The following is a 13,940-nucleotide window of genomic DNA, read 5'->3' on the forward strand; positions in this document are numbered from 1 at the left end:
CGGAACTCTTCCCGCAAGCATCGCGTTACAAGCGCCATGGCGAGGTACGTCATGATTGACCGCGACACAGGAATGGGCGCGATGTCTCTGTCCCGCCGTCGGTTTCTCGCCCAGGCGGGCTTTGCCGGCCTGAGCTTGTCGGCAACACAGGCATGGGCACAGGCAATCGTCAGGCTGCCTCTGGCGAGTGATCCCCGGGACCGGCCGATCACCAGTGAATTTCCTCAAAAGGGCGCGCTGATACTGCAACGGACTCGCCCGCCGCTTCTGGAAACCCCGCTTGAAGTGTTCGACCAGGGCGTCTTCACGCCGAACGATCGGTTTTATGTGCGCTGGCACTGGGCGGACATTCCGACTGAGATCGACGTAGGAACCTTCCGGCTGGCGGTCCGCGGGCACGTAAACAAGGTCCTGTCGCTTTCCCTGAACGAGATCATTCGGAACCTGCCGCAGGTCGAGCTGAATGCCGTCAACCAATGCTCCGGCAACTCCCGCGGGCTGTTTCAGCCTAGGGTCGCTGGCGCTCAGTGGGCCAACGGGGCGATGGGAAATGCCAAGTGGACCGGCGTGCGCCTCAAGGACGTACTGGATCTTGCCGGCGTCAAGGCGGGCGCCGTCCAGGTGCGTTTCAACGGGCTCGACGAGCCGGTCGTGCCCGAGGCGCCGGACTTCATGAAGTCGCTCGATATCGATCTCGCCCGCAACGGCGAGGTGATGATCGCCTACACGATGAATGGCGAGCAATTGCCATTGCTGAATGGCTTTCCGCTGCGGCTCATCGTGCCGGGCTGGTATTCCACCTATTGGGTCAAGATGTTGAACGACATCGAGGTGCTCGACAAGCCTGACGACAATTACTGGATGACAACCGCCTATACGATCCCGGACACGCCCTACGCCAATATCAAGCCCGGCCAGACCGGCGTGAAGATGGTTCCGATCAGCCGGATGGTGCCGCGCTCTTTCATCACCAATATAGCGGACGGCGCCTCGTTCCCGGCGGGAGTGAAAACGCTGGCACGCGGCATTGCGATGGGCGGCGACACGGGTGTCGCCAAGGTCGATTTCTCCGCCGACGGCGGCAAGTCCTGGCAAGCGACCAGGCTCGGCACGGATTACGGGAAATACAGCTTCCGGCAGTGGGAAACCGATTTCACGCTCCCCGAGAGGGGCGCCCATTCGCTGATGGTTCGTTGTACGAACTCTGCAAACGTCGCGCAGCCGAGCGTCCCGAACTGGAACGGCTCGGGCTTCATGCGAAACGTCATTGAAACCACGCCTGTCACGGCAACCTAGGAGTGGCGGATGGGCAAACATGTTCTCATCATGGGGCTGCTGATGGGCGCGATCCTGCTGCCCTCACAGACATGGCCCGAAGAGTTGCCCGCATTGAAGTCGGTTCACGTGGAATTGCCGTCGGGCGACAGCCAGTTTCCCGGCGGAGCCGGGGCAGACGCGATCAACAACAACTGTCTCGCCTGTCACTCCGCCGACATGGTGCTCAACCAGCCCGCGCTGCCGAGGGCGACCTGGGAGGCGGAGGTTCACAAGATGATCAACGCCTACAAGGCGCCCATCGACAACGCCGACATAGCGCCGATCGTCGACTATCTCGCACGGACAAAAGGCACGAACTGATGCGAGCACGGTGAATTTGATCGTGTCCACGGATCGTCCGGGAGGTTCCCATGGTCAGGCAACCACTGTTTCTCGCCAGAGGCCGAACCTCAAGCCGCGAACGTCTTCTTCGCCGGGCGTTGATTACCCCCGCTCTTTTTGCCGCCGTTGGCGCAGTCGCCGCATGCTCCGAACAACCCCGATTGCTCACTGACTATATCGCCGCAATCTGCTCGTCTTCCTCGACTTCGCCATCGACTGAAGAGGATCCGTTTCTGCAACAAAACGCCGGTGCCATGAAGAAGATGATGACCGGCATGAGTGTCCAGCCGTCCGGCGATATCGATCGCGACTTCGTGGAGATGATGGTGCCTCATCATCAGGGCGCGATCGAGATGGCACAGGCCGAATTGCGCTACGGCCACAATGAGCGGCTCAAGCGTATGGCACAGGAGATCATCGTGACGCAGCAGCAAGAGATCGCTGCGATGCGGCTGGCGCTGGACGAACCGTTGCCCCCAGCCAAGGCATCGCCGGACGATCTTTCTGGCATCGAGCCAGCCAAGTAGGAGTAGCCCGTCACTGGACAAGGAGCTGAACCATGAAGCGCTTTTCGATGACGGCTCTGGTGCTGACCTCAACAATGCTTTTGCCAGCGAGCTGGGCTATGGCCGGTCAGGCGCCGGGCGCGGCCGCGGACCCCGATATCCCGATCAGCCATCACGACCGCGTCTATGCCGCCGAGCAGTTCTCCAACACCGTTTCGGTGACGGATCCTGCCGACAACAAATTGCTTGGCGTCATCAGGCTGGGAGAGCCTGCGCCGACGAATTTCAGCCCCTTGTACAAGGGGCAGCTCCTTGTGCATGGCATGGGTTTTTCGCCCGACCATCGCACCATAGCCGTCGTCGCGATCGGTTCGAACGCCGTTACCTTCGTCGACACGGCGACGAACGCCGTCAAGCACGTCACCTATGTCGGCCGGGCGCCGCATGAGGCCTTTTTTACCCCCGACGGCAAAGAGGTCTGGGTCACCGTTCGCGGTGAGAACTATGTCAGTGTTTTGGACGGAACGACTTATGAGGAAAAGACGCGGATAGTCGTTCCCAACGGGCCGGGGATGACGATCTTCTCGCCTGATGGAAAATACGGCTACGTCTGCTCCTCGTTCAATCCGGAAACCGTGGCCATCACCGTTGCCGACCACAAGATCGTCGGACACATCAAGCAGGAAAGTCCGTTCTGTCCGAACATCGCGGCAACGCCTGATGGCAAGCAGGTCTGGTTCACGCTGAAGGATACGGGCAAGACGCAAGTCTTTGACGCGTCGCCCCCGTTCGCCTTGCTCAAGACCCTCGATACCGGCCCGATCTCCAATCATGTGAATTTCGCGCGCAATGAGCGTGGCCAATTCGCGTATGTCACGATAGGCGGGCTCAACGAGGTGGAGGTATTCCGCACCGATGATTTCAGCAAAGTCGCGACGATACCTGTCGGTAAGCTCCCGCACGGCATCTGGCCGTCCGGCGACGGAACGCGGGTCTATGTCGGTCTGGAGAACGAGGACAAGCTGGCGGCGATCGACACGGCCAGCAACACGGTGATCGCGAACGTTCCGATCGGTCAGGCAGCGCAGGCTGTCGTCTATGTTCCGAACGCTGTGCCGGAAGGTACGGGAACCGAAGGGTTGCAGCCGCTCGGAGTGGCCGGTCAGTCCGCCCAGTTCACCATGAGGCCTGCCGGCGATAAATCCGCGCCTGCCGATAAAGCCCCTACCAGCGTGACATTGTTCGATCAGGGTCTGGTCCAGGTACTGGAGGCTGCCGTTACCGGCCTCGAACCCAAGCATCCTTATGTTCTGGCGCTGGCGGAGCGCGCCGACGGCAAAGGCAAGCTCGAGCCGCTGAGCGGCTTCACGACCAATCCCGCCGGCTCGGCGATCGTGAATGCGATCGGCCCGATCCGTCAGTTGGTTCACGGCGAAGCAGAGGCGCCCCGCCGCTACCTGGTCATTGTATCCGGCTCGGCAACAGAGCTCGGCGAGCCCGTGCAAGTCCAAGTGGAGTGAACATTGTCCATTCGGTCATCGGACAGTCACGGCGTCTTTCTGAAGCTGGCCAGGGCGCTGATCCTTGTCGCCGTGACCTGGTTATTGGGAGCGCAGGCAATGGCAACGGACGGATTGATCACGGTACGCAGCGCCTTTGGCCCGAAAGAAACGATGAACCGGCTTGAGGCCGAGGTCAGGGCCAAGGGCCTGACGGTCTTTGCGCATATCGATCACGCGGCAGGCGCCGCCGAGGCAGGGCTCCAGTTGCGGCCGACCGATCTCATCATCTTTGGAAATGCCAAGGGCGGCACGCCGCTCATGCAGTCGGTTCAAACAATCGGAATAGACCTGCCGCTGAAGGCGCTGGTCTGGCAGGACGCCTCCGGCAACACCTGGCTTTCCTACAACGATCTTGCATGGCTCGCCAAACGGCACGGGGTGGGTCAAGAGGTTCAGCCCACGATCGAAGCTTTGAGAACCGCACTGAGTGCGTTGGCAAAAAAGGCGACTGCATTGCCGTAGGAATTGCAGATCGAGGATCTCGGGCGCACTCATCAAGCGCGTGACTGGCACCGGCGGCAACATTTGATGCCAGGCGCTGCTCAACACCAATGTGTGATACACCCATCTCATAGCATTGCCGAGGAACGACGCTACCTAAAAGTGGTCGATAATGCCACTGAAAGGCATGCTGACATGTCTACTATCAGGAAGACCAAAGACCTTGTGTCGATTGCCCTGCTGGCGTTGCTGGCGGTTGGCGGATCAACGGCTCTTGCCGCCGGACTCGGCTCAATGGGCGGCCATACGGTTCCTGGTGGCCCAACAGCTCCAAGCAGCCGCAGCCCCACGACCCCAGGTAGCCGCGTGGCTCCAAGAAGCCCCACGACTACGCAACCGCTGCCCGAATCCGGCATAATCCAACAGGACGAACAGACCATTCAGCAAGAGGAGCAGGGGAATCAGAATTACCAGCAGCAGCAACAGCAGTTTCGAAACCGGGATCGCCAGAATATTGAGCCCCAGGGGTCGGAGGATCCCAACGTAGAAACTCCGTTTGGGCACTGACTTGCAGGCCCGTCAGCGGGCTGTCTCAGCTTCGTCGTCGGCGTCATGAGGTCATGGAACATGAAATCAAGCGGAAAATAACACTAAGTGCTTGATTTTGCTGGTGCCCCCGACCGGACTCGAACCGATGACCCCCTGATTACAAATCAGGTGCTCTACCAACTGAGCTACAAGGGCACGCGCACACCCGGTTAGCATATCTGGCGCGCCAGTAAAGACAAAACAAAAGGCACCCCCGACAGAAATCGAGGGTGCCCTTTTTAGTGCAGGCCAGGTTTCGTGCAGGCTTGGCTCAGGCGTCGATGTCGACGTCCTTGGTTTCCTTGCCCAGCAAAAGCGCAATCAGCGTCAGGGTTGCCATGGCCGACAGATAGACGCCGACCCAGAACGGGCTGCCAGCGCCGGCGCTCCACAAGGCCACCGCGGAGCGCTACTGCGCATTGTGGCCGGCCCGAAGTCCGCCGCCGCCCTTCTTTTCAGAACCGTGCCTGGCGGCCGGCTTGGGAGCTTTCAGCCTCACACCGATTCCGCCCCCGTCCTCGCAAATGAAGACGGCGCCGAGGTCTTCAAGCGCCTTCTGGATCGCGGCGATCGCCGCCGGGCCCGGAAGCTCCATCTCGTGTTCGAATTGTTCGATGATCAGTTCATCCACCCGAGATCTGCTGGCGAGCTCGGCCCGCGAAATCTCGACAAGCGCACGGCCTGCATGGCATTGCGATCCAGTGATCATGGCAGCCCTCCCGCGTGTGGGAGAGCATCGGCCAATGGCTGTGAAAGTCAATGCTTGCGTAGTCTAACTGCCTGTGGACGCTGGGGTCAGCGGCCGCATGTGCGCATCTGGTCGGCGTAGCGGATGGCCATGTTGGCGGCCCGGCGCGCGCCCTGCTGGGCCGTGGCGTTTCCTGTACCCCGCGAATAGCCGGAATGGCCGAGATAATAGGCGAGGTAGAGGTTGTAGGTATCGTTGAGCGCGATACCATTCACGCGATTGCTGGTCGCGTGATACCAGCCGATGAAACGGATGGCGTCGGCAAAATTCGTTCTGCTGGCATACCAGTTGCCGGTCTCGGCCTGATAGCGCGACCAGGTGCCGTCGAGCGCCTGGGAATAGCCATAGGCCGTGGACGGGCGGGTCCATGGAATGAAGCCAAGCAGTTTCGTGCGCGGCGGCCGCGCATAGGGGCTGAAGCCGGATTCGGTGTAGATGGTCGCCATCAGGACCGGGGCGGGAACGCCGAATTCGCGTTCGGTTCTCTTGGCGGCGGTGTGCCAATTGTTGAACCAGCCATCACGCTGGTCGAACACCGCACAGACGTTGCTGATCCGGGATGGAGCGGAAGCGCAACTCCCCAGCATCAGGAGCGCGACGAGATACAGGGCGCGCGTCATGGAACCTCGCTTTCGCGAGTCTCCTAATCCCGAAAATTTAAGCAAAATTTAATGGGCTGGTTTGGGGGTATGTTTTGCGCCGCGGACAGGGTTTCGCCCTGTGGATAACGGAATCCATTTCGGTTCTTAAAAGCGTCTGCCGCGCCTCCCATATCAAAGCTGGACCATGGCTTTGCGGGAGGTGAAGGATGATCCGGATTGTCTTTGTCGCCCTGATGGTGATGGTGGCGTGGTGTGCTCTGATCAAGCTTATCCGCGCGCTCAGGACCTCGAATGTCGATTGGACAAGTGTCACGGCGGCAATCGCCTTCGTTGCGCTTGCCTTCTGGCTGCGTCACGTCACCGGAATAGGTGGCTTCTAGCGGCGGCGCTGCCGGCTCCGCCGGAACGTTAGCGTGAGCCGATAGCCTTTGCCTGTTCGGACGGTTCGACGCCGCCGATCATTCGTGTCACTTCCGCCGCGGCGTAGTGCACCAACGGGCCGATCTCGGCCAGCCGCTCCGGCGTGACCCGCACCGTCGGACCCGAAACCGAGACGCCGCCTACGGGCTCGCCGGCTTCATTGAAGATGGCAGCGGCCACGCAGCGCATGCCGGGATAGCGCTCCTCGTCATCCACCGACCAGCCGCGCGCCCGGATATCCGCCAGATCGCGGGCGAGGGCGCCTTCGTCGGCCAGCGTCTTCGGCGTGTGCCTTTCCAGCCCGGCCTTATGCACGATCGCCGTTACGCGCTCCGTCGGGAGATAAGCGAGGATCGCCTTGCCGATGCCAGAGGCGTGAAAGGACGTTCGCGTGCCCGGCCGGAAGAAAGCGCGGATTGCCTGATGCGTTTCAACCTGGTTGACGAAGATCACACAATCTTCCTCGGCAACGCCGAGATTGGCGGTTTCGCCGGTCTTTTCCATCAGGTCCTGCATAACGGTCCGGGCACGGTCGACCAGCTTGCGCCGGCGCAGGAAGGCTGAGCCCATGCGGTAGGTTTCCACCCCGATCGACCATAGTTGCTCGATCTTGTCGAACTCGACCATGCCGTGGCTTTCGAGCGTCGTCAGCATGCGGTAGGCGGTCGAGGCGGCAAGGCCGGAACTGGCCGCGATTTCGCTCAGCGACAAGCCGTTACCTTCTGCGACGATCGCCAGGATCCGCAGCGCCCGGTCGAGCGACTGCACCGAAGCATTGTCGGGTTGCGGATTGAACGAGCGCGGACGCCCGCGCTGCCGCTTTTCGGTCGCTTCCATGCTCTGCACCTCTTTCGTCACCTGCAAAAAATATTTCCACAATTTGAAATAATGCGGAAGTGAAAAACGAAAAGCCATTTTGGATCAATGGCTAGTGATTTTCAGTCGGAAATGAAAAACTATTTTGGAAAAATTGAAAATCGCAAAGCCCTCTGCCACGCTTCCTGCATCGAAACATGGTGCTGGAGCGGAGGTGTCACATGGCCCGTATGCGCGCTGTCGATGCGGCGGTCCTCGTCCTTGAGAAGGAGGGAATCCATTGCGCCTTCGGCGTTCCGGGCGCGGCGATCAATCCTCTCTATTCGGCGCTGAAGGCGCGCGGCTCCATTCGCCACGTGCTGGCGCGCCATGTTGAGGGCGCCTCACACATGGCCGAAGGTTTTACCCGGGCAAAGGCCGGCAATATAGGCGTCTGCATAGGCACCTCCGGCCCCGCCGGCACCGACATGATCACCGGACTTTATTCGGCCTCGGCGGATTCCATCCCAATCCTCTGCATCACCGGCCAGGCCCCGCGCGCCCGGTTCACCAAGGAAGATTTTCAGGCGGTCGACATCGCGGCCATCGCGGCTCCGGTCACCAAATGGGCGGTCACCGTCATGGAGCCCTATCTGGTTCCGATGACGCTGCAAAAGGCATTTTTCCTGATGCGCTCGGGGCGCCCGGGGCCGGTACTGGTCGACCTCCCGCTCGACGTGCAGCTTGCCGAGATCGAATTCGACATCGACACGTATGAGCCGATGACGCCGCATAAGCCGGCCATCACAAGGGCGCAGGCGGAGAAGGCGCTGTCGATGCTCAACGAAGCCGAGCGGCCGCTGATCGTCGCCGGCGGCGGCATCATCAATGCGGACGCGTCCGACCTGCTGGTCGAGTTCGCCGAGATCACCGGCGTTCCGGTCATTCCGACACTGATGGGCTGGGGTTCAATCCCCGACGACCACAGGCTGATGGCCGGCATGTGTGGCCTGCAGACCTCGCACCGCTACGGCAACGCCACGCTGCTGGCGTCGGATTTCGTCATGGGCATCGGCAACCGCTGGGCCAACCGCCATACCGGCTCGGTCGACAAATACACGCAAGGGCGAAAATTCATCCATATCGACATCGAGCCGACCCAGATCGGCCGCGTCTTCGCGCCCGACCACGGCATCGTTTCGGATGCAGGTGCTGCGCTAAAAATGCTGCTCGACGTGGCCACCGAGTGGCGCGCTGCCGGCAAGCTGCGCGACTGGAGCACCTGGGTGAGGGAATGCCAGAAGCGCAAGAAGGCGATGCAGCGCAAGACGCATTTCGACCAGGTGCCGCTCAAGCCGCAGCGCGTCTATGAGGAGATGAACAAGGCTTTCGGTCGCGATACCTGCTACGTGTCCACCATCGGCCTGTCGCAGATCGCCGGTGCGCAGTTCCTGCATGTCTACAAGCCGCGCAACTGGATCAACTGCGGGCAGGCCGGGCCGCTCGGCTGGACGCTGCCGGCAGCGCTCGGCGTACGCGCCGCCGATCCGGAGCGGCGGATCGTTGCGCTGTCGGGCGACTACGATTTTCAGTTCATGATCGAGGAACTTGCCGTCGGCTCCCAGCACAAGCTGCCTTACATCCATGTGGTGGTGAACAACGCCTATCTCGGTCTCATCCGCCAGGCGCAGCGCGGGTTTACGATGGATTACGAGGTCAGCCTCGCCTTCGAGAACATCAACCGTTCCGGCGATGCCGAGGCGGGCTACGGCGTCGACCATGTCGCGGTGGCCGAGGCCATGGGCTGCAAGGCCATTCGCGTGCGCCGGCCCGAAGAGTTCGAAAAAGCCTTCGCCGAGGCCGAACGGCTGATGAAGGAACATCAGGTCCCCGTCGTGCTCGAATTCATCCTCGAGCGCGTGACCAACATTTCCATGGGCACGGAAATCGACGGCATCCTCGAATTCGAGGAACTCGCCCAGACCAATGAAGACGCGCCGACCGCGATCGCGCTGCTCGACTGACCGGAGAAAAAGACCATGCCGCGTTTCTCAGCCAACCTCTCCATGCTCTTCGGCGAGCATGATTTTCTCGATCGCTTCGATGCTGCCGCCGAGGCCGGTTTTGCCGGCGTCGAATATATCGGGCCCTACGACCATTCGATCGAGACGGTCGCGGCGCGGCTGAAGAAGAACAATCTCGTGCAGGTGCTGTTCAACCTGCCTCCGGGCGACTGGGGCAGGGGCGAGCGCGGCATCGCGGTGCTGCCGGACCGCGTGGAAGAGTTCCGGCGCGGCGTGGATACTGCGATCAGCTATGCCAAGGCGCTCGGCTGCAGCCAGGTCAATTGCCTTGCGGGCATCGCGCCGCAGGGCGTTGACCGCGCCGAACTTGAAAAGATCTTCGTCGGGAACCTGAAATTCGCTGCCGCGAAGCTGAAGGAAGCCGGCATCCGCCTGCTGATCGAGCCGATCAACACCATCGACATTCCCGGCTTCTTCCTGACGAACACGAAGCAAGCTCTGGAGATCATCGAAAAGGTCGGCTCGGACAATCTCTACCTGCAATACGACATCTACCACATGCAGATCATGGAGGGGGATCTCGCCCGCACGATCGAGAAGCATCTTGGCCGCATCGCGCATATCCAGCTTGCGGACAATCCCGGCCGCCACGAGCCGGGCACGGGCGAGATCAACTATGCGTTCCTCTACGAGCATCTCGACCGCATCGGCTACGCCGGCTGGGTCGGCGCCGAGTACAAGCCGAAGGCCGGCACGGCAGCGGGTTTAGGTTGGTTCAAGGAATTTGCCAGAAAGGCCGATGCGGCCGCCTGATCCGGGGAGAAAAATCATGGAAAAAATCGGCTTTATCGGTCTCGGCATCATGGGCGCGCCGATGGCGGGGCATCTGCTCGATGCCGGCTATGAGGTCATCGCCACCAACCATCGCAGCGCGCCGGCCGCCGACCTTGTGGCCAAGGGCCTGAAAGTGGTCCAGGGCAACGACGCGGTTGCTCGCGCGGCCGACATCATCATCACCATGGTGCCCGACACGCCGCAGGTGGCCGAGGTGCTGTTCGGTGAAAACGGCGTCGCCTCCGGGCTGTCCGGCGGAAAACTCGTCATCGACATGAGCTCCATCTCGCCCATCGAGACGAAAATCTTTGCCGAAAGGGTCAAGGCGCTCGGCGCAGACTATCTCGACGCGCCGGTGTCGGGTGGCGAGGTCGGGGCCAAAGCGGCTTCCCTGACGATCATGGTCGGTGGCTCGCAAAGCTCGTTCGACCGCGCGAAGCCCATTTTCGAAAAAATGGGCAAGAACATCACGCTGGTGGGCGACAATGGCGTCGGCCAGACCACGAAGGTCGCCAACCAGATCGTGGTGGCGCTGACCATCGAGGCGGTGGCCGAAGCGCTCGTCTTCGCCTCCAAGGCTGGTGCCGATCCCGCCAAGGTGCGGCAGGCGCTGATGGGAGGGCTCGCCAATTCGCGCATACTCGAAGTGCATGGCGAGCGCATGATCAAGCGCACTTTCGCGCCCGGCTTCCGCATCGAATTGCACCAGAAGGACCTCAACCTCGCGCTGCAGGGCGCCAAGGCGCTCGGCGTCTCGCTACCCAACACGTCGATGACGCAGGAGCTGTTCAACTCCTGTGCCGCCAATGGTGGGGGCAAGGAGGATCACTCCGCGCTGGTGCGCGCGCTGGAGCGGATGGCCAATTTCGAGGTTGGGTCGGAGGCGGGCGCCCAGAGCGACGCAGCCTGAACTGGTAGCGGCAGGTCAGGCCCGAACGATGTTTGGGTGCGTCCTTCGAGGCTCGCCCTACGGGCTCGCACCTCAGGATGAGGGAGGTTGGCGCAAAGCCCTCACTGGTGGGACCATCGGAGCCAACGGCCCTCATCCTGAGGTGCGAGCGAAGCGAGCCTCGAAGGACGCACCTTGGCATCCCGCGATTCTCGCTTTCTTGGACCTACTTGGCCTTCACACCCGCCAGGTGCTTCCGCGCGGCATAAAGGCTGATCGCCGCCGCATTCGACACGTTTAGCGAATGAATCACGCCCGGCATGTCGAGTCGGGCCAAGGCATTCACCGTCTCGCGCGTCTTGTGGCGCAGGCCTTTGCCCTCCGCGCCGAGCACGAGCGCGATTCGCTCGCCGGAAAACGTCTGTTCCAGTTCCGCCGGTCCCTCAGAATCGAGACCGATCGTCTGGAAGCCTGATTCGTGCAACTCGCCTAGTGCTTCGGCGAGATTCCGAACCTCGATCAGGTCGATGTGCTCCAGCGCGCCCGAGGCGGATTTCGCCAGCACGCCCGATTCCTGCGCGCTGTGGCGAGAAGTTGTGATCAGTGCGCCGGCGCCGAAGGCCACGGCCGAACGTATGATGGCGCCGACATTGTGCGGGTCCGTCACCTGGTCCAGCACCAGCACCAGCGGCGTGTCCCCCAGCGCCGACAAGGCCTTGGGCTTCAACGGCGCGGCCTCGATCAGCACGCCCTGGTGGACGGCGTCGCTGCCGGTGATCTTGTCGATGTCGCGCGGCTCGACGATTTCCACAGGAAAGGGCAGGGCCTTGTCGCCGATTTCCAGCCGCTCCAGCGCATTGCGAGTCACAAGCATCCGCCGGATTTCGCGGCGTGGATTTTCCAGCGCTGCGCGCACCGTATGCAGGCCATAAAGGCGCAAAAGGCCGTCAGCTGCGGCCTCGCCGGGCGGAATGCTGGGGCGCTGGCGATGAGCCGGCTGTCCTCCGCTCTTCTGGTCGCGATAGGCGCGCCGAAGCTTGGCGTAGTGGGTGTCCTTAGGCGTTCCGGGCTTTTTTTCGTTGCTCATGGCCGCTCTATAGCTGGGGTGTGCGGGTTTGAATATGCCGACTTGGAAAGCTGTGCGATAATTTCCTCCGAAAACGCAAATGGCGTGATTGACAGGCCAAGGTCATATCGCCATAAGGCGCATCACAGATTGACGAGCGGGCAATAACCCGGTTCGGAAATCGGTCGAATGCCTCGTCGCATGGCTCCGATACAGCAGTATGGAGGAGTGCCCGAGTGGTTAAAGGGGACGGACTGTAAATCCGTTGACTCAGTCTACGTTGGTTCGAATCCAACCTCCTCCACCACTGCCGGACCGGAGCCAAAAGGAAGTTGCGGGTATAGCTCAATGGTAGAGCAGCAGCCTTCCAAGCTGAATACGCGGGTTCGATTCCCGCTACCCGCTCCAGGCAACTCCCTGAAAATCAAGAAATTTTACGCATTGGCCGTCTGATTCGGCTAAGCCCGGTTCGGGACGCCGTCAGTCACCGACCGCCGCGCCCGCCACCTGGACGAATGCCCGCGTCCTGCGAAGCGATGCTCCCTATAGCCGACCAGTCGAGCGATGCGCCGCCGGTCGCGATGAGGCGAAGGAAGCGGTCCCGCAGCAGGCTGCCGATCGGCATTGGCACCTTCAGATCCTCGGCCGCCGCGAGCGCCAGCCGGATGTCCTTCTGGCCGAGAGGCGCTGCGAACCCGGCCGGCTCGAACCGATCCTGCGCAATCAATGTGCCGTACGTCTTGTAGACCGGCGCGTCGAATAGGGTCGACGTCAGGATTTCCACATATTGACGACGGTCGAGGCCGGCCTTTCCGATGAGGGCCAGAGCTTCGCCCAGGGATTCGATCACGCATGCGATGAGGAAATTGCCGCTCAGCTTGATCAGGTTCGCGTCTTTGGGAGTGGTCGAGATGACGAAGAGTTTTTGGCCGATCGCCTCCAAGAACGGCCGTGCGCGATCGACGGCGTCATCGGTACCGGCGGTCAGGACGGCCAGTTGCCCGGATGCCGCGACTTCGGGTCGGCCGAAGACGGGGGCGGAAACGAACATCTGTCCCTTTCTCGTATGGGCATCGGTCAGTCGTTGCGAAAGCGCAACGCTGATCGTGCTGGAGGAAATGTGGACGGCACCCCTGGCCAGGCTGTCGATTATGCCGCCCTTGGAGAAGACGACGTCCGTCACCGCCTCGTCATTTGCGAGCATGGTGAACACGGCATCGCCCCGGCAGGCGTCGCCCGGTGCCGTCACGACGGTCGCACCAAGCACGGCTAGCGGTTCCGCCTTGGCGGGGGTGCGATTGTAGACGATGATGGAGTGCCCGGCCTTGAGCAAACTCATCGCCATGCCGGAGCCCATCTGTCCAAGGCCGATGATACCCACCTTCATGGTGTCTCCGATCCAGCTAGAATTCTCCCTAGCTTTTCTCAGTATGTCTTCGGTTCCCTTAGAAAACCGCCAGGTATTTCAGCAGAGATACTATGCCGATGATGATCACTACGATCTGGATTATCTGTTGCATCCTGGCGTCGATCGGCAATCTCTGGACAAGATACAGAACAAGAATGACTACAAGGAACGTAATCAGAATGCTGATGATCACAGATGCGCCCATCGCTGCATCTCCCGGAATGAAAGCTTGAAACTCTCGCAATAACGTTCAGCGCGGCTTTGGGTTGCCAAAATACCGCTCTGCAAGCTGCAGCTAGAGGTGCCGGGAACGCTGTGTTTTGCGAAATCTGCAGAGGCGCTTCGCAATAAGTCAGAGGGCCTGTCCGAAGCTCTTTCAAGTGCAGCGGATCGTTCCT

16 protein-coding genes and 3 tRNA genes are annotated in these 13,940 nt (G+C 61.2%); 11 read left to right on the top strand and 8 right to left on the bottom strand.

Features of this window, described 5'->3' with window-relative positions:
- Window positions 1-72 precede the first annotated feature (72 nt).
- The 5 genes from C7I85_RS03010 (at window position 73) to C7I85_RS03030 (ending at window position 4,189) form a co-directional block, all read left to right on the top strand.
- Window positions 73-1,296, top strand: a complete 1,224-nt coding sequence (locus C7I85_RS03010; protein WP_106722602.1) for a molybdopterin-dependent oxidoreductase — start codon at window positions 73-75, stop codon at window positions 1,294-1,296.
- A gap of 9 nt (window positions 1,297-1,305) precedes the next feature.
- Window positions 1,306-1,638, top strand: coding sequence for a sulfite:cytochrome C oxidoreductase subunit b precursor (locus C7I85_RS03015; RefSeq protein WP_106722448.1), 333 nt, complete (start codon window positions 1,306-1,308; stop codon window positions 1,636-1,638).
- 50 nt (window positions 1,639-1,688) lie between these two features.
- Window positions 1,689-2,186, top strand: a complete 498-nt coding sequence (locus C7I85_RS03020) for a DUF305 domain-containing protein (RefSeq protein WP_210203015.1) — start codon at window positions 1,689-1,691, stop codon at window positions 2,184-2,186.
- Between the two features lie 32 nt (window positions 2,187-2,218).
- The gene (locus tag C7I85_RS03025) at window positions 2,219-3,685 is read left to right on the top strand and encodes a YncE family protein (RefSeq protein WP_106722450.1); all 1,467 of its coding nucleotides are present in this window, start codon (window positions 2,219-2,221) and stop codon (window positions 3,683-3,685) included.
- 99 nt (window positions 3,686-3,784) lie between these two features.
- Complete coding sequence (locus tag C7I85_RS03030; protein ID WP_106722451.1) at window positions 3,785-4,189, top strand: DUF302 domain-containing protein; 405 nt, start codon at window positions 3,785-3,787, stop codon at window positions 4,187-4,189.
- A 647-nt stretch (window positions 4,190-4,836) separates the two neighbouring features.
- Here C7I85_RS03030 and C7I85_RS03040 read toward each other — a convergent pair.
- The 4 genes from C7I85_RS03040 to C7I85_RS03050 all read right to left on the bottom strand — a co-directional run bounded on the left by C7I85_RS03040 (window position 4,837) and on the right by C7I85_RS03050 (window position 6,124).
- A tRNA-Thr gene (locus C7I85_RS03040) sits at window positions 4,837-4,912 on the bottom strand.
- 115 nt (window positions 4,913-5,027) lie between these two features.
- Window positions 5,028-5,156 carry a hypothetical protein gene (locus C7I85_RS31995; RefSeq protein ID WP_280954339.1) on the bottom strand — a complete coding sequence of 43 codons (129 nt, stop codon included), beginning with the start codon at window positions 5,154-5,156 and terminating at the stop codon, window positions 5,028-5,030.
- 9 nt (window positions 5,157-5,165) lie between these two features.
- On the bottom strand, window positions 5,166-5,465 hold the full coding sequence (locus C7I85_RS03045) for a hypothetical protein (protein WP_106722453.1): 300 nt from the start codon (window positions 5,463-5,465) through the stop codon (window positions 5,166-5,168).
- A gap of 86 nt (window positions 5,466-5,551) precedes the next feature.
- Complete coding sequence (locus C7I85_RS03050; protein ID WP_106722454.1) at window positions 5,552-6,124, bottom strand: transglycosylase SLT domain-containing protein; 573 nt, start codon at window positions 6,122-6,124, stop codon at window positions 5,552-5,554.
- Window positions 6,125-6,312: 188 nt separating this feature from the next.
- On the opposite strand from C7I85_RS03050, the gene C7I85_RS30870 reads away from it, so the two are divergent.
- A complete protein-coding gene (locus C7I85_RS30870) occupies window positions 6,313-6,486 on the top strand; it encodes a hypothetical protein (protein ID WP_181257059.1) in 174 nt (57 codons plus the stop codon).
- 28 nt (window positions 6,487-6,514) lie between these two features.
- Here C7I85_RS30870 and bhcR read toward each other — a convergent pair whose 3' ends face one another.
- Window positions 6,515-7,363, bottom strand: a complete 849-nt coding sequence (gene bhcR, locus C7I85_RS03055) for an HTH-type transcriptional regulator BhcR (protein ID WP_106722603.1) — start codon at window positions 7,361-7,363, stop codon at window positions 6,515-6,517.
- Window positions 7,364-7,563: 200 nt separating this feature from the next.
- On the opposite strand from bhcR, the gene gcl reads away from it, so the two are divergent.
- Genes gcl through C7I85_RS03070 form a run of 3 tightly spaced genes read left to right on the top strand, consistent with a single transcriptional unit; the run spans window position 7,564 to window position 11,089 of the window.
- Entirely contained in the window at window positions 7,564-9,345 is a 1,782-nt protein-coding gene (gene gcl / locus C7I85_RS03060; protein WP_106722455.1) for a glyoxylate carboligase, read from the top strand.
- A gap of 15 nt (window positions 9,346-9,360) precedes the next feature.
- The gene (gene hyi, locus C7I85_RS03065; protein WP_106722456.1) at window positions 9,361-10,158 is read left to right on the top strand and encodes a hydroxypyruvate isomerase; all 798 of its coding nucleotides are present in this window, start codon (window positions 9,361-9,363) and stop codon (window positions 10,156-10,158) included.
- Between the two features lie 16 nt (window positions 10,159-10,174).
- Complete coding sequence (locus tag C7I85_RS03070; RefSeq protein WP_106722457.1) at window positions 10,175-11,089, top strand: 2-hydroxy-3-oxopropionate reductase; 915 nt, start codon at window positions 10,175-10,177, stop codon at window positions 11,087-11,089.
- A 205-nt stretch (window positions 11,090-11,294) separates the two neighbouring features.
- On the opposite strand, the gene rlmB is transcribed toward C7I85_RS03070, so the two are convergent.
- Window positions 11,295-12,155, bottom strand: coding sequence for a 23S rRNA (guanosine(2251)-2'-O)-methyltransferase RlmB (rlmB, locus tag C7I85_RS03075; protein WP_106722458.1), 861 nt, complete (start codon window positions 12,153-12,155; stop codon window positions 11,295-11,297).
- A 201-nt stretch (window positions 12,156-12,356) separates the two neighbouring features.
- Here rlmB and C7I85_RS03080 point away from each other — a divergent pair.
- Together C7I85_RS03080 and C7I85_RS03085 are read left to right on the top strand one after the other, a co-directional pair.
- Window positions 12,357-12,441: transfer RNA gene (locus C7I85_RS03080), tRNA-Tyr, on the top strand.
- A 27-nt stretch (window positions 12,442-12,468) separates the two neighbouring features.
- A tRNA-Gly gene (locus tag C7I85_RS03085) sits at window positions 12,469-12,542 on the top strand.
- 76 nt (window positions 12,543-12,618) lie between these two features.
- Here C7I85_RS03085 and C7I85_RS03090 read toward each other — a convergent pair.
- Together C7I85_RS03090 and C7I85_RS32125 are read right to left on the bottom strand one after the other, a co-directional pair.
- The gene (locus C7I85_RS03090) at window positions 12,619-13,521 is read right to left on the bottom strand and encodes an NAD(P)-dependent oxidoreductase (protein WP_106722459.1); all 903 of its coding nucleotides are present in this window, start codon (window positions 13,519-13,521) and stop codon (window positions 12,619-12,621) included.
- Window positions 13,522-13,579: 58 nt separating this feature from the next.
- Window positions 13,580-13,747 carry a Thivi_2564 family membrane protein gene (locus C7I85_RS32125; RefSeq protein ID WP_106722460.1) on the bottom strand — a complete coding sequence of 56 codons (168 nt, stop codon included), beginning with the start codon at window positions 13,745-13,747 and terminating at the stop codon, window positions 13,580-13,582.
- Window positions 13,748-13,940: the final 193 nt, after the last annotated feature.

Origin of the sequence: Pseudaminobacter soli (ex Li et al. 2025), from assembly GCF_003012705.1 — a bacterium.
In the GTDB taxonomy this organism is placed as follows: domain Bacteria; phylum Pseudomonadota; class Alphaproteobacteria; order Rhizobiales; family Rhizobiaceae; genus Pseudaminobacter; species Pseudaminobacter soli.